The sequence below is a fragment of the Acholeplasma granularum ATCC 19168 genome (assembly GCF_000526235.1).
GTDB lineage: Bacteria > Bacillota_I > Bacilli_A > Acholeplasmatales > Acholeplasmataceae > Acholeplasma > Acholeplasma granularum.
Genome location: NZ_JAFR01000007.1, coordinates 31,209 through 54,976, shown reverse-complemented (window position 1 = coordinate 54,976; position 23,768 = coordinate 31,209). Strand labels below are relative to the sequence as shown.

Here is a 23,768-nt window from a genome sequence, read left to right as displayed (position 1 = left end):
TTTTTATATAATTATTTACGAGTTAGCCAATCAGGTATATTGTGTTTCTTTTTTTCTGATTTGACAGGTTCTTCTGATTCTTCATTTTTATCTTTAAGTGTTTCTAAACCTGTTTTAGTAATTCTTACTTGCTCAGATCCAGTTTTTTTAAATATTTGCGTTGCTAAATGCTCAACTTCAGTTTCTTTTGCACGTAATTCATAGCCAGTTGCTACAATTGTAACAATCATTTCATCACCTAAATCATCATTTACAGTATGGCCATATATGACATTTAAGTCTGATTCTGTTGCATTTCTAATTTCTGTTAATGCAGCTTCTATTTCAAATAAAGTCACTTCTGACCCACTTGATATATTTACAATTGCATCTGTTGCACCATCAATTGATACTTCTAAAAGTTTTGAATGAATTGCTTTTCTTGAAGCTTCAATTGCTCTGTTTTCACCAGATGCCATACCAATACCCATGAGTGCCGTACCTTTGTTTTCCATTACAGTTCTCACATCAGCAAAGTCAACATTAATCATTCCTGGTACAGCAATGATTTCAGCAATACCTTGTACACCTTGACGTAGAATTTTATCTGACTCTCTAAAAGCATCTAAAAGTTGCATTTTATGATCAGCAATCGAAAATAACCTCTCATTTGGAATGACAATTAAAGTATCTACATTTGGTTTTAGAGCCTCTAATCCTTCAATTGCATAACTCATACGAAGTTTTCCTTCAAAAACAAAAGGTTTTGTAACTATACCAATTGTTAAAACTCCCATTTCTTTTGCAATTTTAGCAACTATTGGTGCAGCTCCTGTTCCTGTGCCACCACCCATACCTGCTGTAATAAAAACCATATCAGCATTAGATAATACTTCTCTAATTTCTTCTTCTGATTCAAGTGCTGCCTGTCTTCCGACTTCTGGCTTAGCTCCTGCACCCAGGCCACGTGTTAATCTTTTCCCAAGTTGAATACGCTCATCAGCTTTTGAAACCTTTAATACCTGAGCATCTGTATTCATTGCAACATAGGAAACCCCTTTAACATCATTTTGGATCATACGGTTAATAGCTGAGTTTCCGCCTCCACCGACGCCAATGACTTTGATAACGGGCTTTTGATTAAATTCTTCTGAAAATCCAAAAACCATGATATCACTCCTATTCATACTAATTGTAATCTATTTTCACTAAAAAATAAAGCCTTTAATAATCTACTTTCGGATAATTCGTTTTTTCGTAAAATTCTTTTTTAAAATCAAGTAGTCTATCTTCTTTAATAGCTTGTCTAATATCCTTCATTAAATCTTTTAAATAGGCTAGATTTTGGATAGTTACAAGTCTTTGACCGAGTTGTTCTTCTGCTTTAAATAAATGTCTAATATAACTTTTTGTATATTTTGATACATTTGTATTTAAATTAGGATCAAGCGGTGTCATATCTTTTTCATATTTCTTGTTTTTAATTGTGATTTTTCCGTTTGTTGTTAGTGCAGTTGCATGTCTTGCATTTCTTGTAGGTAATACGCAGTCAAACATATCAATTCCGTTTATAACATTTTCAAGTAAATCTTCCGGTGCGCCAACGCCCATTAAATATCTAGGTTTATCAAAAGGTAATATTGGATTTAAATGTTTTGTCATGGTATACATTTCTGCTTTAGTTTCACCGACAGATAAGCCTCCAATTGAATACCCTGGAAAATCTAGGTCAATTAAAGCTTTTGCACAATAAGTTCTTAATTCCTTATTTAGTCCGCCTTGGACAATTCCAAAAAGTGCTTGGTCAGTTTTAAGTGCCTCTTTACCTCTTTTTGCCCATCTAATTGTACGTTCTACTGAACTTTTCATATATTCATAACTTTCATATGGTGGTGGACATTCATCAAAAGACATAATAATATCAGCGCCTAAGTCTTCTTGTATTCTTATAGCATCTTCAGGACTTAAAAATAGTGGTGCACCTGATTTATGATGTTTAAAATAAACACCCTCTTCTTTAATATCTCGAAGTTTAGCTAGAGAAAAGACTTGAAATCCACCTGAATCAGTTAATAGTGCTCCATCCCAATTCATAAATCCACGAATACCACCATGATCTTTTACAATATCTTCACCTGGTTGTTGCCATAAGTGATATGTATTAGCCAGAATTAATCCTTCAGAAACTTCTTTAATTTCTTCAACTGATAGTGTTTTTACGGTAGCAAGTGTACCTACAGGCATAAAAATCGGTGTTTCAAAGACACCATGTGGTGTGGTTAATTTACCTAATCTTGCACCACTTTGCTTACAAACATGTAAGACTTCATATCTAATCAATATAAAACCACCTTCCGTGGTTGAAATTATACCATAAAATGGTAAAATTAGAAACGTAAAACAAGCGGTAGCCTAGGAAAATACCCGCTTTAACAAAACAAGGAGTTTAAAAATGAAAAATAGTTTAACGTTACGTGATTTAGTCATACAAGTGACTATTGCAGCTATTTATGTTGTATTAGTCTTTGTATTTTATTTTATGAGTTTTGAAGCCATTCAATTTAGAGTTGCTGAAATATTATTGGTCTTGGTTTTCTTTAATAAAAAACATACCATTGGAATTGTTTTCGGTACGTTCTTAGCCAATTATTTTGGTGCCTTTGGATTAATTGATGCCCTTTATGGTTCACTTGCTACATTAATTACATGTATATTGTTATATACATTTAGAAAACAATGGTTATTAGCACTACTTCTAATACCTGGAATTATCAATGGGTTTGTTATTTCATTTGAAATATCTTATCATTTTGATACATTTAATGTTTATTGGTTTAATTTCTTAACAATTCTACTAGGTGAACTAGTTGTTGTAGCATTATTTGGTATACCATTTAAATTATCTCTTGATAAGACAAGTGTTTTACACCCATATATTACTTAATTTGAACAATTTGTTTCTTAACAACCGTAGACACTGGTACCGTTTTAAAATCGGATACACGTTCAAATAAATCTGTTTTATTAGTTAAAAAAGCTCTATAAAGTTTTATATGCCACACAAGATGAGTAAAGATATGTTTAACTGGATTTAATTCTTCTTCGATTTGAATGTCTAGGCCAATATCATACAGTTGATTTAAAGCACCATTTAAACTATCTGCCTCTACTTGTATAAATTCATAGAATCCGTGTAAAAGATCTTCTGTTCTTTTTCTCATTAGAAATCCGTCTTTTGATTTAATGATAAATGCAAAATAATGGATTTCTTTTTTTTCTTTAAGTTTACTCATTTTAGGATAGTCTTTCCAAACATTGTTTAGATTTGCTAAACATACATTTCCAAATGGACATGTTTTACATAGTGGGTTTTGAGGTTTACAAACCATTGCACCTAGTTCCATCATGCTTTGTGTATATGTGTAAGGATCATTAGATTGCTCAATTAATGATTGGTTAAACTTGTCTAGTTTAATCTTGTTTTTATTTACTCTAAAGTCATCATCTATTTGATATTTTCTGGATAGTACTCTAATCACATTGCCATCTGTTGCAGCGAATGGTTTATTAAAAGCAATACTTAAAATTGCTCCGGCTGTATATGGTCCAATTCCTGGAATTTTAATAATTGCTTGATACTCATCTGGAAGTTTGCCATAATGATTATTAATAACATATTGAGCACCCTTATGAAGCATTCTAAAGCGTTTATAATAGCCAATACCTTGAACAACTCTTAAAACTTCTTCTATATTTGCATGAGCAAGTGATTCTATAGTTGGAAAAATTCTTAAAAACCTTTCATAGAAAGGTAACATTGTATCCACTTGTGTTTGTTGAAGCATTATTTCTGATACCCATATATGATAGGGGTCGTTTGTTTTTCTAAAGGGCAAATCCCTTTTATTATCATAATACCAATTAAAAAGTCGTAAATATTCCATAATTAATCACCTAAAGTCTATTTTATCAAATTAATTTTTATTGATGCTACAATATGATTTGTATGAAAGGATAACTTATATAAAATGAAAGATACTATTTTAGGTAGACGCTCAATTAGACGTTACACTGATTATAAAATATCTAGAAATCAATTAGATGAAATATTAAATGACGCTTTACGTGCACCTTCTAGTCGTAATCTACAACCTGTAAGACTTTTTGTTATTGAAAGCCAATCAGCAAAAGAAAAATTAAGACCAACTCTATTTGGCAATCAACTTCAGTTAGATACAGCATCTCAGTTAATTTTAGTGACAGCAGATACAAAAAAATATGAGGAAGCACACATAATTTTTGATCGTTCAGTAGAACTTGGAAAAATGCCACATGAAGTCAGAACTAGAAACTTAGAGAGTTTTAAAAATGTTAATGCTGATCCTAATGATACTGCATTTTTAAATTCACTTAATCTAGATGCGGGATTATTTTCTATGAATTTAATGCTTGTTGCTAGAATGTATGGTTATGATACATGTGCAATTGGTGGATTTGATAAAAAAAGTATCAATGATGCCTTAAATATTGATAAACGTTATGTTCCAGTACTTATAATTTCTATTGGTAAGGCTGATGAAAGTGGTTATGACTCCATTAGATTACGTGCTGATGAAGTCACAAAGTTTATTGATTAACTAAATAATTTATATAAAATAAAAACACTCAAAATACATTTTCATGTATGAATGAGTGTTTTTTTATTATATGTCGTAAGAACTAATAATTTGAGCCGGTGTTTTTCTAAGTAATAATCCCATTGGTAGTAAACCAATAACTAGATTTGAGGCAAATAAGAATAAGGTGCCTAGTATAATGACTATAAAATCAATTTGATACTTTAAAAATGAACCTAAAGGTGAATTAGAAATAGATCCTAAAATGATAGTCATAAAAATAAATCCAACAAATGAAGAAACAAAAGTTAATAATACTATTTCTACACTAAAGGAACTATATATTTCATATTTTCTAACACCTAGTGCCCTATAAACAGAAATCTCATAGATCCTAGATATCATACTTGAACGCATCACGAAGAAAAATGCTAATAATCCACCACCTATTAAGAAAATAGACATAAACATATTAGAGGCAAGATCTTGAGCAATGAGCATATTATTCGTATCAATTGCATTTTGAGAAGTTAATACTACATCATAGCCGGTTGTTTTTAGACTATTAAACAATTTATGATTATTTATTGTAAATATAAATACGGATTGTGTATTAGAATTTATTATGTAAGGTTCAATCTGTTCTTCTGTTAAACTAATGTTTCTATCAATTAAGTCTAGAGCTTCATTATAACTATTCGTATAAATACTTAAATAATTTACTTTAGAAATACCTACAATTTTATAGTTTTTTAGGATAGCTAATGAATCATTCATATAGCTAATCTTTTCACCTATAAAATCTTTTGCACTCCATATTCCGATTTCTTGATAATTCATATCTTGAAATGAATTTTGACTATAAATGCCATAACTTATAACAATTTCATCATCATTTACAGGTAAAGTTCCATAGTATAAGTCATTGAGTGTTAATTGTTCTGCATATTCAATTCTAATTGAAGAAGGTAATTCTTTATAGTAGCCATTACCTAAATAAATACCAACAGCATTATTAAGATTTCTGTTTGAGGCTATTTTATATGGTTCATTAAAGTTATCTAGTTGTGCTAATATACCATTTGTTGACCCATTTGTTGAATAAAATTCGTCTTTTTTAACCTCAATATATCTTTCATCGATAACTAGCATGTCATGGTAATCACGTCTTAAAATAGAGTATATATTTATTGTAGAAAATGCAACAAGCATACCACTTAATGCAAATATAACCATCATTAACTTACCTTTTCTACCAAAGTTAAGTAGTCTTTTAAAAGCTATCCAAAAACTGTTTTTAATACTAATTGTTAATCGCTTTTTCTTATTTACATTATTATGATCAAGTACGGTATCATCAAATGTAGTTTCAAGCATTTCTTTTCTTGTTTTTTTAGTAAAATGTTCATCTAGAACTTTTAAATGTGAGTCATTATTAATAAGTTGTATCTTGTCAATATCAGAGTTGATATCAAGATAGAGTGTTCTATTTTTAATTATTAAGCGTACTTCTGTTTTTGTTTCTTCATTTGAATCTGAGTATAGTGATGTACTAAGTTGATTATCTTTATAATTTGAAATGTTTTTTAAATCTTTTAAGTAAATAATGTTATCATTTGTAAAATCGTGATCATTATTACTTTGATTTGTGGTATCGTTTATGATTTTTCCATCTTTTAATTCAATGATTCTATCACCATAGAATTGAGCAATTTCTTTTTCATGTGTAACGAGTACAACCAGTTTATTTAATGAAATCGATTTAATAATATTCATGATTTCTAAAGTATTTTTACTATCAAGGTTTCCTGTTGGTTCATCAGCAATAATTACTTTAGGATTTTTAACTAACGCTCTTGCAATTGCTACTCTTTGTTGTTGTCCACCTGATAATTGTGTACTCAATTTCTTTCTAAATCTGTACATACCTACTTGCTTTAATATGTAATCAACACGTTTTTTAATTTCTTCTTTATCATAAATACCAAGCATTTTTAAAACAAATGCAATATTATCAAAAACATTTAAATTGGGTTGTAGATAATAGTTTTGAAAAATATAACCAATTTCTTCTGTTCTAATTTTATCCCAAAATTGTGAGTTGTAATGTTTGATATGATGATTAAAGACTTCCATCTCACCTTTTTGGACTTTATCTAGTCCACCAATTACATTTAGTAGTGTAGTTTTACCTGATCCTGAAGGTCCAAGTAAAACAACTAGTCCTTTTTCCGGAAAAGTTAAGGAAACATCATTTAGAACATGAATGCTATTTTTCTTTCCGCGATTAAAATGTTTATCTAAATTTCTTACCTTTATCATATAGTTTCTTCTCTACTTTCAGTAAGATTTTCAATAATTGATATTCTAAATGTCTTTTTATTAAATCTTCTTGCTAACCAGAATGAAAGGTATGTAAAAGTAAGTAATAAGACAATATAATCAATAATTGTTATTTGTTCTAGGATAACATTCATAGAATAATCATAATAACTTATAATATTTAAAGTGATCATTGCTATTATAAATGCAATTAATACCATATATAGTTGTTCGAATATGACAAGCAGCCCTAATTTACCTTCATTTGTCCCAATTGATCTAAATATTGCAAAGTCTTTTTTTCTTGAATTCATTACATTTTTCATGACAGAATATAATATAAAGTATAAGAATAATGCAAATAAATAAATGAATGAATAAAACAATAATGAGAATAAAAAGTATAATGGTGCAAGTATCTTTTTGACTATATCAGCTTCTTCATTTGGAAAAATCACTCTATACTCTGATTTATCAATTGAATTAAATAGTCTTTTAGCTGTCACATTGTTACTTGCAGAAAGGGAGAATGTATTTGAACTACTTGTTGTAGGTATTAAGTCATCATGAGAAAAATAAATAACATTCCTATTTGCATCATTATAAATGCCAACTACTTCATAAAGTCTATCTTCACCTTTCCATTCAGTGGTGGTGATTTTAACATAGTCAATCATTGGTAATTTATCAGTTGCTATAAAATTTGTAAGATCAATTGTACCATCGAAGTAGTTTGGAATAGTAAAGACACTTTCATCTAAAAAATATACATCATAAGTATAAGAATCAAAATATTCTTTATTGTTTCCCGTTATAGTATATATATAATTTCCTTCATGAATTGAATCAAAAACCATTGTTACATAAGCTTGATGGTACATACTTACATGCTCTCCAACTTGAATATCAAAAGCATTAGAAACAATAACTTGATTCATATTTTCTATGTTAAATGATCCATCAATTAAAAATTGTGGATTATGTTCTATATGATATGAGGTATCAAATTTTATGCCTGAGGGATAATAATATCTTCCATTTGACTCATAGCTTATATTATATACAATTTCACTATCAATAGAGATAACATCTTTGTATATGTAATGGTCACCACCATTTAGATTAGATAAATATTCATAATCAGCAGTGGTAAAGTCTTTACCATCTTTTCTTAAGATGTTCATTCGATTATCTGACATATAATTTTTATTAAAATCATAATATGGTTGTGAGAATGATAAACCCAAATCAAAACCTATATTGATATTTCTTGCAGAGTGCATGACATTACTATAAGTAATTGTGAATACTAAGATAATCATAACTTGTAAGGCTGTAAAAAAGATGAGTAATTTAGGTTTTGATAATAGATTTCTTAATGCAAACTTCATGACTGTAGGAAGTGTCATTGGCTCTATTTTGGGTTCTATTTTTTTATCTACTAACCTTGTTTCTTTAATTAATTTATCTTCAACAATTTGACCATCATGCATCTTAATTTTTCTTGTTGCAATGTCTTTTACTTGATCATAATCATGTGTTACGATGATCACTAGTTTATCTTTAGATATTTCACGCAATAAATTAATTACTTGTTTACTTGATTCACTATCTAAATTACCTGTAGGTTCATCAGCAACAATAATCGGGCAATCCTTAGCAAGTGCTCTTGCAATGACTGTTCTTTGTTTTTGACCACCACTTAATTTAGAAGCTTTATGGTTTTTATGGCTAAGTAATCCAACTTTTTCTATAAGTTCTAATGCACGTTTTTTTCTTAATTTTCTTGGGTAGTTTTGAACTTCTAAAGCAAGCATTACATTTTCATAAACAGTATATGAATCAATAATATTGTATGATTGAAATATAAAACCTATATACTTAGAACGATAATTTTCCCAATCCTTAACAATAAAATGCGATGTTTCTTCATCGTTAATATAAAGTTCACCATCTTCATAAGTATCTAATCCTGATATGACGTTTAAAAGTGTTGACTTACCACTTCCTGATTCACCAGTAATTGCAATAAACTCTCCATAATTAAACTCCAGAGATACTTTTTGCATACCAACTGAAACACCTTCACCTGATTTATAAAATTTACTAATATTATCTAGTTTAATTAGTGGCATATTATTCCCCCAAGATTTCAAGTATTTTAAGTGGATCATCTATTAAATACTTCGGATTATAATTCATTAATACATTCTTATCTCTAAATCCCCAAGTAACACCAATAACGTCCATTTTAGCGTTATTTGCAGTTTGCAAGTCAACTTCTGAGTCCCCAATAAAAATTGATTTTTCAATTGTTGATTCTAGTTTTTCAACAGCATATAAAAGTGGTTTGGGATCTGGTTTTTTTGGCAAGTTATCTCTTTCACCAATTACTAAATCAAATATGTTTGGAAAATAGTGATTAATCACTTTATCTACACCATTTTGATGTTTATTTGATACAACTGCTAAATTATATTTTTCTTTTAATTTGTTTAATATATTAAGTATATTTGGATATGGTTTTGTAAGTATCATACTATTTTTTTCCAAATAAGGTAGGTATATATCTAGTGCTTCAACAATTAGGTGCGCATTTTTTTTGAGTGATTTTTGTATTAAAACTTTAGCCCCATTACCTAGGAAGCCTCTTACTTCAAGCGTATCAACAGGTTTTAAATTAAGCTTATTTAGTGTGTAGTTAACACAATTAGTAATATCATCTAACGTATTTAGTAACGTACCATCTAAGTCAAAAATTATTGTTTTTTTCATTTAGCATCCTCTATTTTATCATTCATTTCAAATTGATTATAACATAGAGTGATTTATATCTTTGATTTTTAAATAATATAGGGGTTTATAATAAAAAAAAGCGTATTTTATTAATTAAAATACGCATAAAATGATTATTAAATTATATGTCACAGCCTTCAGGACCACATGAATCATCATTATTTCCAAAGGTTTTAAATGGTTGATGCTCTTTAAAACTTTGAGTGAGTGCTTGTTTAAATACTTCTTTAGGCTGTGCACCAGATACCGCATATTTTCTATCTAAAACAAAAAACGGTACACCAGTAACTCCAATTGATCTTGCTTCATCAATTTCGTTATTAACTTCATCTTCAAATAAATTAGATTCTAATACATTTAATGCAATCTCTTCATTTAATTGAAGTGATTTTACTATGTTAAGTAATACATCATTATCATTTAAATTTTTACCCTTTGTAAAGTATGCATCAAACAATAATTTGCTTATTTCGCCTTCTTTATTAAAAGTTCTTGCCCATTTTGCAAGTCTATGTGATTTAAATGTATTAGTCATTTTCATATCATCATAGTTATATGTTAGTCCAATAGTTTTTGCACGCTCAACTGTTTGCATAAATATTTGTTTTGTTTGGTTTAGACTTATACCCTTTAATTGTGAAAAAATTGTATAACTATCGAGATTTGTATTTATTGGAGCATCAGGATTTAATTGATAAGATTTATAAACTACTTCTATTTTATCCTTATTTGGAAATTCATTTAAAACTTCTTCAAAAGTTTCTTTACCAATATAACAAAACGGACAAGAAAAATCACTCCATATTTCTATTTTCATCTTATATACCTTCTTTCATTAATATATTTCATTTTAACATGTCCAATAAAATAAAAAGTTACCCAGGCTTGGGTAACTTCTGATTATGTGAAATTATTTACCTTCTAGTGCAATCAAACTTACAATGAGTAGTAATAGTGGTTGATAAACAGTATTCCATATTACATTAACAACCGCTTGAACCTGCGTCCATAAATCCGAACTAGATTCCCATGCATTAATATAGGCATCAAAAGATCCTAAGAATAGTGATGCAAAAACGACTCCTGAAACTACTAAACCAACAAGTCCAATTAATCTTCTCATTATAAAACCTCCATATTTTATTATATTTTACTATAAAAATAATAAATGTATATTAATAATGTTTTAATAATTTATAATTTCATCTACTGTTTGACCGATAAATTCTATCGCTTCTTTTAGTGGTTTATCAGTAGATAAATCTACACCAACCATTAATGCTAGTTCTAACGGTTTTTTAGTACCACCAGCTTTTAAAACATCAATCCAGTCGTTTGCTTTAATTTTACCTTCAAATATTTGTTTAGATACGACAGTTCCTAAAGTTAATCCTGCTGAATATGTGTAGGGATATAGTCCCATGAAATAATGAGGTTGTCTCATCCATGTTAATCCTGCATAATCAGGTATGATTACTGCATCTCCCCAGAATTTTTTTAATACATCGAGTTTGAGTTTGTTTAATACATTTGCAGATATTGGTTCATGATTATCGATTTTTTTATAGACTTCTCTTTGGAAGGCAGCCTCTAATAAATGTGTAACAAAATTATGATAATATGTTCTAGAAATCATTACCGACTTAATCCATCGTTTTGTACGTTCATCCTTAGCTTTACTAATTAAATGACGACTCATGATAAGTTCATTGGTTGTTGATGGTGCCTCAATAAAATATAAAGATGGTCTTGTATTAAAAATATTTTGGAACTGATTTGCATATTGGAAGTGACCCGCATGACCAATTTCATGTGCAAGTACCATAACCTCATCCATTTGACCATTCCAGTTTATTAATATAAATGAATTTTCCCCATATGGAGATGAGCAAAATCCGCCTGTTGATTTACCAACACTTTGAGGAAAATCTATCCAGCGTTCTTCAAATGAACGTTTAACTAGGTTAACATAATCATCTCCTAATATTGATAGTCCATCCATTAGCAATTCTTTTGAACTTTCAATATCTACCTTCGGTTCAAATTCACTGTCAACAGCAATCTTTAAATCTGCAAAAGTCATTTCTTCTAAATTATGTACTTTTTGAAGATACTTTGCATAACGTCTCATAATCGGAGATAATTCTTCCATAATAACATCTATTTGTCTATCCATAAATGATTTAGGTACTTTTTGATTATAAAGTAAATAATCAAAAACAGAATCAAAACCTCTTGCATCAGCTAAAGCCTTTTCTTTTTGTAATTGTGCATAGTATTGACTTGCGAATCCATTTTGGTACTGGCTTAATTGATTATAAAATGACTCATAAGATTTTCTTCTTACAACTACATTTTCTTCATATTCATATTCATTTTCAAATAATGTAAATGAATTTGGATATAACTTATCATTTGCTTCAAATGATGGAAATTTCATATCTACTAATTTAAATCTATTATAACTTTGGTAAGGTGCATTTAGTACAGGGGATAAATTTGTTAAAAGTTTTTCTGCTTCAGGATGTAAGCTATGTAATTTATTGTCAATGATATCTTCTATATATACTTTATATGATTCATCTATTGATATTACACTTCTTAATATATCATCACTTGTATTTTTTAACTCGTTAGTAAAAAAATCAAGTTTTTTATATATTTTTTGAAGTGCAATTGATGTTTTTCCACTTCGTATTTGGTTTATCTCATCACTACCATCAGCACTTGATTGTAATGATGCAAATGCACTTATTTTGACAATTTGAGCCTGTATTATTGCATACATATTAAGTGCTTGAACAATTATTTTAGAAGTAGTTAACTTATTTTCAAAAGCTTTTACAAATACTTCAACATTATTAGATAAGTTTTTTAATGCATTTTCAAAAGTTTGTTCATCTTCAAAAATAGAATTTACATTCCATGTATGTAGTTTATTGACTTCACTTCTTTTTGGTAATTGTTTTTTCATTTGATACTCCTTATTTTATCTTTTTAGGTTTATATATAATATATAGTAAAAATAGTACAAACAGATATACTGGTAAAAATATAATATAAATCCAATAATTTGCTGGATCGTTAATCATTAAAGTAACTGAAAATGCAAGAGACCAAATAAATATTGTAAAAATAATGACTACATATTTAATTTGTCTCCAAAAAAAGAAAAAGAATAATAAAACTAGTGTAGATGCAGGAATAGCATAAATAAGTAAATGCCAAGATGTATAATTAGTATTTAAAATAGACATAATTCCAAAACTGGTTCCTGCAATTAACCAAACAATTGAAGCATAAAAATATGCTAGCATATATCTATACTTAAATAGCGAAAATCTTTTTGTTCGTTTAGATATTAAACTATCAACCGATACACCAAAAAAATCAGATAATTCTTTAATTACAAAAATATCTGGAACACCTTCTGCCCTTTCCCATTTCGATACTGATTTATCAGAATAATTTAACTTCGTTGCAAGTTCTAATTGGGTAAGATTCATTTTTTTACGATAATATGAGATATTATCAGCTAATTGCTTAGATATTAGTTCTTTTTTATTTTCCATATTAATATATTATCATAAATTAATGATTCTACTACGGGTAGAATCATCAATTTTTACTCTATTGTGTGATTTAAAACAATAGTTAGGAAAATTATGCTAATCATTTTATAATAAAATTAGAAAAAGTTAGGAGTATATACAAAATGATAAAATTAATTATAGATTCAACTTGTGATCTAGATGACCTTAAAATTAAACAAAATAATATTGATATGATACCACTTCAAGTTATAATAAATAATATAAACTATAAAGACAGAATAGAAATGGATATTGAAACACTTTATGACCATATTAGAAAAGATTCTGATATAAAAACATCGCTACCAGCATACGATGATATACAACCCATCTTTGAAAAGTATGCAAAAGATAATCAACCATTTATATTCTTCTCATTTTCTAAGTCACTTTCTGGTACAAACAATTTTGCTAATATATTAGTTAAAGAATTAAAAGAAAATTACAATACGCAAATGGCTGTTGTTGATCTTAAAAATGGCGGTCTTGCTAATGCTATGATTTTAGAAAAAGTCATTGAATTTACAAAATTAAATCAAAATTTTGATGAGATTATTGCATATGCAGAAAAACTTGCAAACAACATGCATCATGTAGTGATGTTAGAAGATTTAACTCAACTTAGAAAAGGTGGTAGAATTGGTACTGTAAAATCAATCATATCTTCTGCTTTATCAATTAAACCTCTATTAAAAATTACTGAAGATGGCATAAAATCAGTAAAGACCGCAATTGGAACTAAACGCGCATTAAATGAATTAGTTCTATATTTAGAAAAAAATGCACCTAATAAAAATACTGAAGTAGGTATTAACTACTCTGCAAATGAGAACTTACTTAATAGTATGATTAAATTACTAAATAATAAAGGTTATAATAATTTAAGAATTGGTCGTATTGCAAGTGTTATGACCGCACATATTGGTTTAGATGCTGTATCCCTTTGTTTTTTTCATAAATAATTTTTACAAAACTCGTTACTAAAAGTATCGAGTTTTTTATTATATTAAATGTATAACTTAGATATTTATATAAGTTAGATAGCCATGTTAGTTTTTTTATATATTTAAATCATTTGACATTAACGGCTTTTGGTGTAAACTTAAATTAATAATTACTATATTTAAACTATATTTATATAAAGTAGGTACAATTTATGGCACAATCAATTGACCAAGATCAAATAATGATTAATCACCCTCTAGATGAATATAAAAACATCTATAAATCACTTCATGAAAAGCATGTAAGTGAAAAACTAGATTCCTTAATACTTAAGTCTGGTGTAAATGTTGATGCAAACAGGTTAACTGTTAAAGATATAAAAGCTAAGGAAAAAGTAAAAGAAAATTTATCTAGATCCATAAGTAAAAAACAAGGATTAAAGTCATTTTTAATATTTTTAATGATTTTATTAGTTGTAGCAATGATTATTTCTATATATCAGTTAACAATTGATACACAGTCAATTATTTATTGGTCCATAATTCCTGCATCAGTTATACTCTTTGTAGTATTTATATTTATTATTAAATCTAAACTCAATCCTGTTATTAAATCTTTAAAGGCAGATAAACAAATTATTGTTGATAAAATAAAACTATTATATGATGAGGCTTGGGCACAAATGGCTCCATTAAATAATTCCTTTTATGAAGGTATTAGTCAAGAACTTTTTCAGCAAACTATACCACTCATTAAGATGGATGCTATGTTTGATTCAAAAAGGCTTGACTATTTAGTTACTAAATTTGGATTAGACGAATTAGAAGACTATAATAGATCTACACTCTATGTTCAATCTGGTGATTTAAAAGGAAATCCATATTATATTGCTGAGGATCTAGTTCATAAATTAGGCACCAAAACATATACTGGATCAATTACAATACATTGGACGACTACTTCTACTGTTAATGGTAGAACCGTTACTAATCATCATTCTCAAGTATTAAGCGCTTCGATTACGAAACCTTATCCATATTATACTGAACAGTCCTATTTGGTTTATGGTAATGATGCGGCACCTGATTTAATTTTTTCTAGACAAGATTCAGATGCTGAAAATATGAGTGAAAAGCAAATTGATAAGCATGTTAATAAAAGTATCAAAAAATTAGAGAAAAAATCCAGAAAAAGTTTAAGTCAAGGTACAAATTATACAGTATTTGGTAATTCTGAATTTGAAGTTTTATTTAATGCAATCGACAGAAACCATGAAGTTCAGTTCAGACTATTATTCACTCCACTTGCTCAAACCGAGTTACTTGAATTAATGAAAGATAAAAATATTGGTTTTGGTGATGATTTTAACTTTATCAAGCATAAAAAAATAAACATCGTTATACCTGAACAATTATCAACAATTAAGCTTAATATGCCAACATCTTATTATTCTAGTTACGATATTGATGATATTATTCAAAAATTCAAAAACTATCAAAACGCTTATTTTAAACATATCTACTTTGCATTTGCTCCATTATTAGCTATACCTTTATATCAACAAACAGTCACACAAGAATATATATATAAAGATTTATATGATAGTTATGTTTCATTTTTCGAACATGAACGTATTGTTAATAATATGGATATTAATCAGTTTAAACATAGTGAGTCTGTCACAAGAAACATATTAAAAACTTCAGTTTCAGAAAGTAAAAATGCTGAAGACATTATAAAAGTTACTGCTTATGGTTATAAATCAATTCCTAGAATAAGTTATGAAACTAGACTAGGTCGAGATGGTAGAATGCATACTATACCTATTCCATGGGATGAATATATTCCTGTAGAAAAATCTTCTGAGGTCAATGTGAAAGTTAATATTGAAAACAAACCTCTAACACATGCAGAAAGAGTAAAACAAATCATAACAGACCTTAAAGATAAAAAAATAGATACAAAAGATCTATTTATAATGAAAAATTTTGTTGCAACCATATTAAATGATAAAAAAAATGATAAAATAAAAGAAACGAAAGGAATAAAGTAAATGGGAAATGAATTAGATGAGTTACAAGGTCCAGTCAATCCAGACGGACGTGATATCAATGTTATTGAAAAACAACTTCCTGTAAAGGTTGGGGTTGGTTCATTAATTTTTGAAATCGTATTATGGGTATTGGGGATTATTCCAGGTTTAATTTTCTTATTTATGAAAATTAATGCTAAAAAATATTTCAACCAATTACAACAACGTCTTCAACACAATGCATCACAAATCGATAACTACCTAGAACAAAGAGTACAAGTTCTACAAAACGTTGTAGGTATTGTTCAAAAGTCTATTGATTTAGATAAAGATGTTATGAAGTCTGTAGCAGCTCTTCGTAGTGGTGTACATCCAAATGAAGAAAATAGAAATGAAATTCAAGGTAATGTCGATAGTGCAATGCGTTCAATCAATGTAGCATTTGAAGCTTATCCTGATTTAAAAGCTCATCGTGCGCTTGCTGATGCAATGCAACAAAATAATTATTTACAAAAAGAAATTACCGCTGCACGAGAACTTTATAATGATACAGTATTAAGATGGAATGCAGATATATTTGCATGGCCAACTAAAATGATTGTAGCTGCTAGATCAAATTATACAACTAGAATTCCATTTTCAGCTTCTAAAGAAGTTAAAGAACAAGCACGTTCTGTATTCTTCTAATATAATATTTAATAAAAAAGCTCATAACTAATATGAGTTTTTTTTATAAAAAAATCCTCAAATTAAGATTATACATCAAATATAAAATGTATATATTTTTTGAGGATTATTATTAATGTAATTTATCTTGATTTATAAGGATTTACATGAACCATACAATGAATTACATCGAAATTACTTTCTATATGATCATGCACATTCTCTGCAATATTATGTGCTTCTTTTAAGCTTAAATTCTTATCCACTGCAATTTCAACATCTACATACAATTCACTCATATGTTTCCTAACCTTTAAATCATCAATTTTAATAACACCATTACATTTTATTATATGTTCATAAATTGATTCTACAATATTTTCTTTAGGTGCTTCATCTACTAAAAATGAAATTGCTTCTTTGATCATTTTAATACCTGAATATAGTATAAACATCGCAATTATCATAGTAGCGATAGATTCAAAATAAATAAAACCTGAAACAGCAAAAATAATACTAGTTAAACTAATTAAAGTTGAAAAAATATCAAAAAGGTGATTTTTACTATCTCCATATAATGCAACAGATTGATATTTCTTTGCAGTTTTATAGTTGATAGTAAATAAAAATAATTTAATTATAAGTGAAACACTAGCTGCTAATATTGAAAAGTATTTAGGAATTATAAATAAAGATGGATCTTTAATATAATCTATCAAATTGATTAATCCACTATAACCTAAGAAAAAACCTACAATTATAATGATTATACTCAAAAGTAAATAAATAATTCCCTCATATTTTTGATGACCATATGGATGGTTATCATCTGCATCTTTATGGGCAACCTTTAATATTACAAGTAGCATTAAACTAATAAATATATCTACAAATGAGTTTACTCCATCACTAATTAAACTTTCCGAATTGCCTAAATACCCAAATATTAATTTAATTAATGTTAGTATGATATTTCCTATCAAACTTATTATGACTACATGTCGAATAGCATTTTTTTTCATAAATCCTCTTATCAAAAGAAACTGTAAGCACTAAGTACTTACAGTCATTTTTATTTAATAGTAGCTATGTTACTAATACATCTCATATTCTATCATATTAAATTAATAATTACTTTACCAAAACAAACTTATTTAAATTATGTGCATTTTAACTATAATGGAAAATTAGAGTACATGTAAGCTATCTTTATACTTATCTACTTCTAAAAACATATCATCTAAGACTTCTTTAACAGTTCTTATTTCTTTTACTAAACCAGAAATTTGACCAGCCATAAAAGAACCATTTTCAATATTACCTTCATAAACTGCCTTTTTAAGAGAACCTAATGTTAAATTTTCTAACTCCTCAAAACTAGCTCCAGATTTAATAAGGTTAACATAACTTACAGCCATTTGATTTTTAATGACACGAACTGGTGCTTTTTCCGGACCAGTAATAATCGTATCTGTATCTGTTGCATCAACAACTAATTTTTTATAATTCTCATGTATTGGACATTCTTTAGTTGCCAGTAAAACAGTACCAATTTGAACGCCTTTAGCACCTAATGCAAAACTTGCGAGTACACCTCTTTTATCTGCAATACCACCTGCAGCAATTACTGGTATATTTACAGCATCAGCTATTTGAGGAATCATAGCCATAGTTGTAAGTTTTCCAATATGCCCGCCCGCTTCCATTCCTTCAGCAATGATTGCATCAGCACCTGCTTTTTCAACTCTCATCGCAAGTTTAACAGATGGAATTACTGGAATAACAATCATATTAGCTTTTTTCCATGCTTCCATGTATGGTACAGGATTTCCTGCACCTGTTGTAACTACTTTTACGTTTTCTTCTATTAACATTTGTGCAATATCACTTGCGTGTGGACTCATTAACATGATATTTACTCCAAATGGTTTATCCGTTAACTTTCGAATTTTATGTATTTGGTCTCGTACCCAGTTCACATCATTGCCACCAGCACCAATAAGTCCTAGTCCCCCAGCATTAGAAACACTTGAAGCAAGTTCTGCTGTTGCGATATTAGCCATTCCACCTTGTATAACCGGATATTTAATACCTAATAGTTTATTTATATTATTCATTACTTTCTTCCTTTCTAGGTGGCATCACAACAGCTTCACCTATGATTACTTTTTCATTATGTTGATTAGTAGCTATTGTAGAAAGCGTTGCTCTGTTTTTTATAGGATCTAAACTAGTTACTTCAACTTTAATATGTACTGTATCATCTATAAAAACTGGTCTTACAAATTTAGATTCTTGTTTTAAGTAAATAGTTCCTATTCCCGGTAGAACTGTTCCTAAAACTGTCGAAAATAAACCTGAAACTAAACCTCCATGAGCTATTCTTTGTTGAAAAATAGAACAACTCGCATATAAGTCATCTAAGTGTACTGGGTTCATATCACCAGTAACTCCAGCAAATATATATACATCGGCATCTGTAATCTTTTTTTCTAATAAAGCAAATTGACCAACATACATTTCATCAATTGTTTTTCCATGCATTTTTATCATTCCTCTTCTATTAATTTTTATGTTTGAATTGTATTTACACATCTATCTTAAGACTTAATAATGTGTTTGTCAAGCAAAGTTATAGTAATTATGAATAAATGTTCATATAAAGTTATTTTAGATAAAAAAAGACATCTTTTTGATGTCCTTTTTTAAAATATATTTTGGTTGATTATTAATAATTTACCTTTAACCTAAAGCTACGTCAAGTATCATCATAATGATGAAACCTACCATAAATCCAAAAACTGCATAATGTGTACCTGAATTTGCATTTTCCTGAGCTTCAGGTATAAGCTCTTCGACTACAACATAAATCATCGCACCTGCAGCAAATGCTAGTGCATATGGTAAAATCACTGTCATTTGTGTTACTAAAATTGCTCCTAAAACAGCAAATAATGGTTCCACTAATGCAGAAGCTTGCCCCCACATAAATGCCTTAAATCGTCCCATTTTTTCATGTGATAAAGGAATAGATACCGCAGCCCCTTCAGGAAAGTTTTGAATACCAATACCTAAAGCTAAGACCATTGCTGCAATAGTTGCTGACTCTACTGATCCTGTTGTTAAACCAATTGCTCCAAATGCAACACCAATAGCCAGTCCTTCAGGAATATTATGCAAAGTAATTGAAAAAACTAATAAAATAGTCCTTTTCATTTTGGTTGTTAAGCCTTCTCTAACATTATCTTTACCAAAATGCATATGTGGAATTATTTTATCTGCACCAAACAAAAACAAGCCTCCAAGTCCAAAACCTATTGCTGCAACCAACCATGCAATTTTTCCTTGTGATTCAGCAATTTCAATACCAGGAGATAGTAATGACCAAAAACTTGCAGCAACCATAACTCCTGACGCTACACCATACATCATTCCTAATATATTTTTACTAATATTTTTAAAAAAGAATACTAAGCTTGCACCTAAAGCTGTTACAAACCAGGTAAATAATCCACCCAAGAGTGCTTGAATCCATAAATCTAAAGACATAAACCAGTTCATAGTAAATACCTCGTTTCATTGTATATAACTATATTACCATATTATAATTAATTTGTTAAGTCTAAACTTAAAATATTTTTTAATTCGTACTTAAATAAAAATAACCAGTGACTTACTGGTTATAATTAAACTTATCATTTAGTTATATATTACAGTTTTTGGTACATATCCATTATATTCAACTGTAATATTTTCGATAATAACTTTATTAAGTGGAGAATCTGATGAATTTGTTGCTAAATTAGCTATTTTATCAAGTACATCAAAACCATAAATTAAACCACCAAATGATGCATATCGACCATCTAAAAAATCAGTTTCCTTATGTACTATAAAAAATTGTGAAGTTGCACTATTGACTTCTCCAGTTCTTGCCATCGATAGTACCCCTCTTGTATGTTTTAAATCATTTTCAAATCCATTTAGTGAAAATTCTCCCCTAATTGGATTTTTTACATATTCTATCATACCACCTTGAATCATAAAATCTTTAATCACACGATGAAAACTACTGTTTTCGTATGAGTTATCTGCAATATAATCAATCATATTATTCACAGTGTTTTCAGCAACTTCATAAAAAAGTTGAGCCTTCATAACACCGTAATCCTTAACAGTTATAGTAATCACAGGATTTGTATCCTTTAAATAGTTATAATATTCTAAATTACTTAAATCATCAGGGTTTTCGATTTCTTTATTATCACAACCGATAAGTATGAGTGATACTCCTAAAATAAATAATAAAATTAATGTCTTTTTCATGCGCTTTTTCCTCTATAAATATTGTCTTTCTAAATTATAACATTAAAGTTCATATTTTAAAAAAAACAGATCAATTAATCTAATCTGTTTTATCAATTATAATTTCATAATTATTTTTTGTTGTAGTTTTTACTTTATATAAAGACTCATCTGCAATATTAAATATTTCATCAAATACATATTTTTTAGGGTTTCTTGTAAAAAAAGATCCAATACTAATTGAAATTTTGACATCATTATTAAACGAAAACAATCTTGTTCTATCAACAATTTCTTGCAAGAGTTCTTTAGCCTTTTTTTCAGGATAATTTAGACCAAATAAAATAAACTCGTCGCCACCGATTCTAGATACAAAAATTTGATTTTCATCAGAAAAATTACGTAGTCTTAAAGAATACTCTTTAATAATATAATCTCCAAATGTATGCCCATATTTATCATTAATATTTTTAAAATTATCTAAATCTAATATAGCAAACAATAAGGTGTTATCATTAAAATTATTTAGTGAAGTTTGAATTTTAGCTAAAAATGCTCTTCTATTCGGTAAATCACTTAAAGTATCCTGATAAGCTTGTAAATAATATAATTTTTTAATATATGCATCTTCCATTTTTATTCTATAGAATAATAAATTATATGGTAAACCTATAACAATGCTTCCTATAGCTATATATGAATCATCAATGAAGGCATCTTGCCTAAATAAATATGATAATAATAAAAATACACATGAAGTAACAAGATTAATGGATATAATTTCTTTTCTACTTAAAATAAACATTGAAGGCGTTAATACATTTATCAACAAAAAAAATGTAGGTCTTGTAGTAATTGGTGCAATAAAAATTGCAATAATTATTATTGATGCAAGTAAAGTTAAAATGATGGTGTAATTGATAATTACATTTAGAAACTCTATATTTATATTATGCTTAATTAATTTTATAATTAATATATATATACTTAAATAAAATATAAAAACAGTCAAAAATATAATTAATAAACGATTAACTCTAAACTGATTTTCTAATAGATGAAATGAAGCAAATGAAAACATTGAAATAAAAATCATTAAAAAAAATAACATTCCTCTGATAATCTTTAGATTGGAAAAATATAAACTCTTTTTATTATCAGTAAAAAATAAATCTAACATCTCTTGACTGATTTTCATAATTAGTCTCCCCTAATTACGATAAACTATTTAATTATAATTTATTGTGAATAAATAAATTATAGCATATGTAAAAAATAACTTCATTTATAATGAATCGACATCGTATGATAATTTATTTAATGTTATATGATGCGTGTTATCAATTATTAATGCACCCAGTGGGGCAGTAATTAATATAGATAACACAGCTGTTGTAAGTACTAAAGCACCTATTTGAAGTCCACTAGCTAAAGCAAGTCCACCAATGGATGCTTGGACTGTAGCTTTTGGAATATATGAAACCATAATAAACATTTTTTCTTTAAAATTAAAATCAGTAAAAAGTAATGAAACATATACACCAATCATTCTAAATGTTAAACCTATAAGTATAATTAAAATTGGTGTGAACCCTTGACTAAGTGCATAGTTGATATCCACTGATATTCCAACTAAGACAAACAATAATATTTCAAAAAATTTCCACATTCCTTGATAGTTTATCTCTAATTTTACTGCAAGTTTTTCATGTTTTATAAATAGAGTCATAGCTAAACTAATAATAGCTAAGAGTGCAGAGATACTTAAATAATCCACCAACAATATTTCTACCCCAATCATTATAAAAGACGTACTTAAAACGATTAAAGTTATAAATATAATATCAAATTTAAATTTAGTAAATAATGTACTTAGAATAAAACCAATTATAATACCCAAAAGTATACCTAAAATAATGGAAATTGGTATGTTAATGATATTCATTAAACTTAAATTACCACCTTTTAATAAATTTAATACAGCATAAAAAAGTGCAATGACAAAAATGTCATCAGCAGATGCACCGGCCATGATAAGTTCTGGAATATTTTTACTTACTCCATATCCCTTATTTTTTAAATCAATCATTCTAGGTATAACAATTGCAGGAGAGACAGCAGCAAGTACAGATCCAAGCAAAATAGATTCAAAGATATTAATATTTAGTAGTAAAGTAGCAAATATTACAACACCAATAATCTCAAATATTGCAGGAACAAAGCACATTAAAATTGCTGGTCTACCAATTTGTTTAAACTTTTTAATATCCAATGATAACCCAGATCTGGTAAGAATGATTATTAAAGCAATCATCCTTAAGTGAGTGGATATGTTTAAAATAGAGTCATCAATTATATTCAAAAAAGATGGACCAATAAATATGCCTACAACAATCATTCCTATTATTTTAGGCAGTTTAATTTTATCAAAAATTATACCCGCTAAAAAACCTAATATTAAAATAACTCCTATACTTAACAATTCCATAATTATCAACTTTCTATAAAAATGAT

At 28.1% G+C, this 23,768-nt stretch carries 22 protein-coding genes; 5 read left to right on the top strand and 17 right to left on the bottom strand.

Annotated elements, in window-relative coordinates:
* Nucleotides 1-11: 11 nt before the first annotated feature.
* Nucleotides 12-1,148: a cell division protein FtsZ gene (gene ftsZ, locus G324_RS0102220; protein ID WP_025724774.1), complete on the bottom strand. Its 1,137-nt coding sequence runs from the start codon at nt 1,146-1,148 to the stop codon at nt 12-14.
* Nucleotides 1,149-1,203: 55 nt separating this feature from the next.
* On the bottom strand, nt 1,204-2,322 hold the full coding sequence (gene tgt / locus G324_RS0102215) for a tRNA guanosine(34) transglycosylase Tgt (RefSeq protein WP_025724773.1): 1,119 nt from the start codon (nt 2,320-2,322) through the stop codon (nt 1,204-1,206).
* A 109-nt stretch (nt 2,323-2,431) separates the two neighbouring features.
* Here tgt and G324_RS0102210 point away from each other — a divergent pair, with 109 nt between their 5' ends.
* Nucleotides 2,432-2,923: a QueT transporter family protein gene (locus G324_RS0102210; protein ID WP_025724772.1), complete on the top strand. Its 492-nt coding sequence runs from the start codon at nt 2,432-2,434 to the stop codon at nt 2,921-2,923.
* Here the strand turns inward: G324_RS0102210 and G324_RS0102205 are convergent.
* The gene (locus G324_RS0102205) at nt 2,916-3,923 is read right to left on the bottom strand and encodes an A/G-specific adenine glycosylase (protein ID WP_025724771.1); all 1,008 of its coding nucleotides are present in this window, start codon (nt 3,921-3,923) and stop codon (nt 2,916-2,918) included. The genes G324_RS0102210 and G324_RS0102205 overlap by 8 nt on opposite strands.
* Before the next feature lie 84 nt (nt 3,924-4,007).
* Here G324_RS0102205 and G324_RS0102200 point away from each other — a divergent pair, with 84 nt between their 5' ends.
* Nucleotides 4,008-4,616: a nitroreductase family protein gene (locus G324_RS0102200; protein ID WP_025724770.1), complete on the top strand. Its 609-nt coding sequence runs from the start codon at nt 4,008-4,010 to the stop codon at nt 4,614-4,616.
* Between the two features lie 66 nt (nt 4,617-4,682).
* Here the strand turns inward: G324_RS0102200 and G324_RS07625 are convergent, their stop codons facing one another.
* From G324_RS07625 to G324_RS07615, 7 genes are all read right to left on the bottom strand, one after another.
* Complete coding sequence (locus G324_RS07625; RefSeq protein ID WP_025724769.1) at nt 4,683-6,917, bottom strand: ABC transporter ATP-binding protein/permease; 2,235 nt, start codon at nt 6,915-6,917, stop codon at nt 4,683-4,685.
* Nucleotides 6,914-9,052, bottom strand: a complete 2,139-nt coding sequence (locus tag G324_RS07620) for an ABC transporter ATP-binding protein/permease (protein WP_162146821.1) — start codon at nt 9,050-9,052, stop codon at nt 6,914-6,916. Before G324_RS07620 ends, G324_RS07625 begins: the two co-directional genes overlap by 4 nt.
* A gap of 1 nt (nt 9,053) precedes the next feature.
* Nucleotides 9,054-9,692, bottom strand: a complete 639-nt coding sequence (locus G324_RS0102185) for an HAD family hydrolase (protein WP_025724767.1) — start codon at nt 9,690-9,692, stop codon at nt 9,054-9,056.
* Between the two features lie 142 nt (nt 9,693-9,834).
* Nucleotides 9,835-10,530 carry a DsbA family oxidoreductase gene (locus G324_RS0102180; RefSeq protein WP_025724766.1) on the bottom strand — a complete coding sequence of 232 codons (696 nt, stop codon included), beginning with the start codon at nt 10,528-10,530 and terminating at the stop codon, nt 9,835-9,837.
* Nucleotides 10,531-10,623: 93 nt separating this feature from the next.
* Nucleotides 10,624-10,836: a hypothetical protein gene (locus G324_RS0102175; RefSeq protein WP_025724765.1), complete on the bottom strand. Its 213-nt coding sequence runs from the start codon at nt 10,834-10,836 to the stop codon at nt 10,624-10,626.
* Nucleotides 10,837-10,899: 63 nt separating this feature from the next.
* The gene (gene pepF / locus G324_RS07120) at nt 10,900-12,687 is read right to left on the bottom strand and encodes an oligoendopeptidase F (protein ID WP_035357146.1); all 1,788 of its coding nucleotides are present in this window, start codon (nt 12,685-12,687) and stop codon (nt 10,900-10,902) included.
* Between the two features lie 10 nt (nt 12,688-12,697).
* Nucleotides 12,698-13,285 (bottom strand): helix-turn-helix domain-containing protein, encoded by a 588-nt coding sequence (locus G324_RS07615; RefSeq protein ID WP_025724764.1) that lies wholly within the window; start codon nt 13,283-13,285, stop codon nt 12,698-12,700.
* A gap of 143 nt (nt 13,286-13,428) precedes the next feature.
* On the opposite strand from G324_RS07615, the gene G324_RS0102160 reads away from it, so the two are divergent.
* The 3 genes from G324_RS0102160 to G324_RS0102150 all read left to right on the top strand — a co-directional run bounded on the left by G324_RS0102160 (nt 13,429) and on the right by G324_RS0102150 (nt 16,970).
* A complete protein-coding gene (locus G324_RS0102160; RefSeq protein WP_025724763.1) occupies nt 13,429-14,268 on the top strand; it encodes a DegV family protein in 840 nt (279 codons plus the stop codon).
* A gap of 194 nt (nt 14,269-14,462) precedes the next feature.
* A complete protein-coding gene (locus tag G324_RS0102155; protein WP_025724762.1) occupies nt 14,463-16,304 on the top strand; it encodes an MAG1210 family protein in 1,842 nt (613 codons plus the stop codon).
* Complete coding sequence (locus G324_RS0102150; protein ID WP_025724761.1) at nt 16,305-16,970, top strand: LemA family protein; 666 nt, start codon at nt 16,305-16,307, stop codon at nt 16,968-16,970.
* A 122-nt stretch (nt 16,971-17,092) separates the two neighbouring features.
* On the opposite strand, the gene G324_RS0102145 is transcribed toward G324_RS0102150, so the two are convergent.
* From G324_RS0102145 to G324_RS0102115, 7 genes are all read right to left on the bottom strand, one after another.
* A complete protein-coding gene (locus G324_RS0102145; protein ID WP_025724760.1) occupies nt 17,093-17,971 on the bottom strand; it encodes a cation diffusion facilitator family transporter in 879 nt (292 codons plus the stop codon).
* Nucleotides 17,972-18,136: 165 nt separating this feature from the next.
* Complete coding sequence (locus G324_RS0102140) at nt 18,137-19,066, bottom strand: DUF561 domain-containing protein (RefSeq protein ID WP_025724759.1); 930 nt, start codon at nt 19,064-19,066, stop codon at nt 18,137-18,139.
* Nucleotides 19,059-19,493, bottom strand: a complete 435-nt coding sequence (locus G324_RS0102135) for a MaoC family dehydratase (RefSeq protein WP_025724758.1) — start codon at nt 19,491-19,493, stop codon at nt 19,059-19,061. The genes G324_RS0102140 and G324_RS0102135 overlap by 8 nt, the downstream gene beginning before the upstream one ends.
* Before the next feature lie 198 nt (nt 19,494-19,691).
* Entirely contained in the window at nt 19,692-20,510 is an 819-nt protein-coding gene (locus G324_RS0102130; protein WP_025724757.1) for a ZIP family metal transporter, read from the bottom strand.
* 138 nt (nt 20,511-20,648) lie between these two features.
* On the bottom strand, nt 20,649-21,275 hold the full coding sequence (locus G324_RS0102125; protein ID WP_025724756.1) for a peptidylprolyl isomerase: 627 nt from the start codon (nt 21,273-21,275) through the stop codon (nt 20,649-20,651).
* A gap of 79 nt (nt 21,276-21,354) precedes the next feature.
* Nucleotides 21,355-22,452, bottom strand: coding sequence for a GGDEF domain-containing protein (locus tag G324_RS0102120; protein ID WP_025724755.1), 1,098 nt, complete (start codon nt 22,450-22,452; stop codon nt 21,355-21,357).
* Nucleotides 22,453-22,539: 87 nt separating this feature from the next.
* Nucleotides 22,540-23,742, bottom strand: coding sequence for a cation:proton antiporter domain-containing protein (locus tag G324_RS0102115; protein ID WP_025724754.1), 1,203 nt, complete (start codon nt 23,740-23,742; stop codon nt 22,540-22,542).
* Between the last annotated feature and the right edge of the window lie 26 nt (nt 23,743-23,768).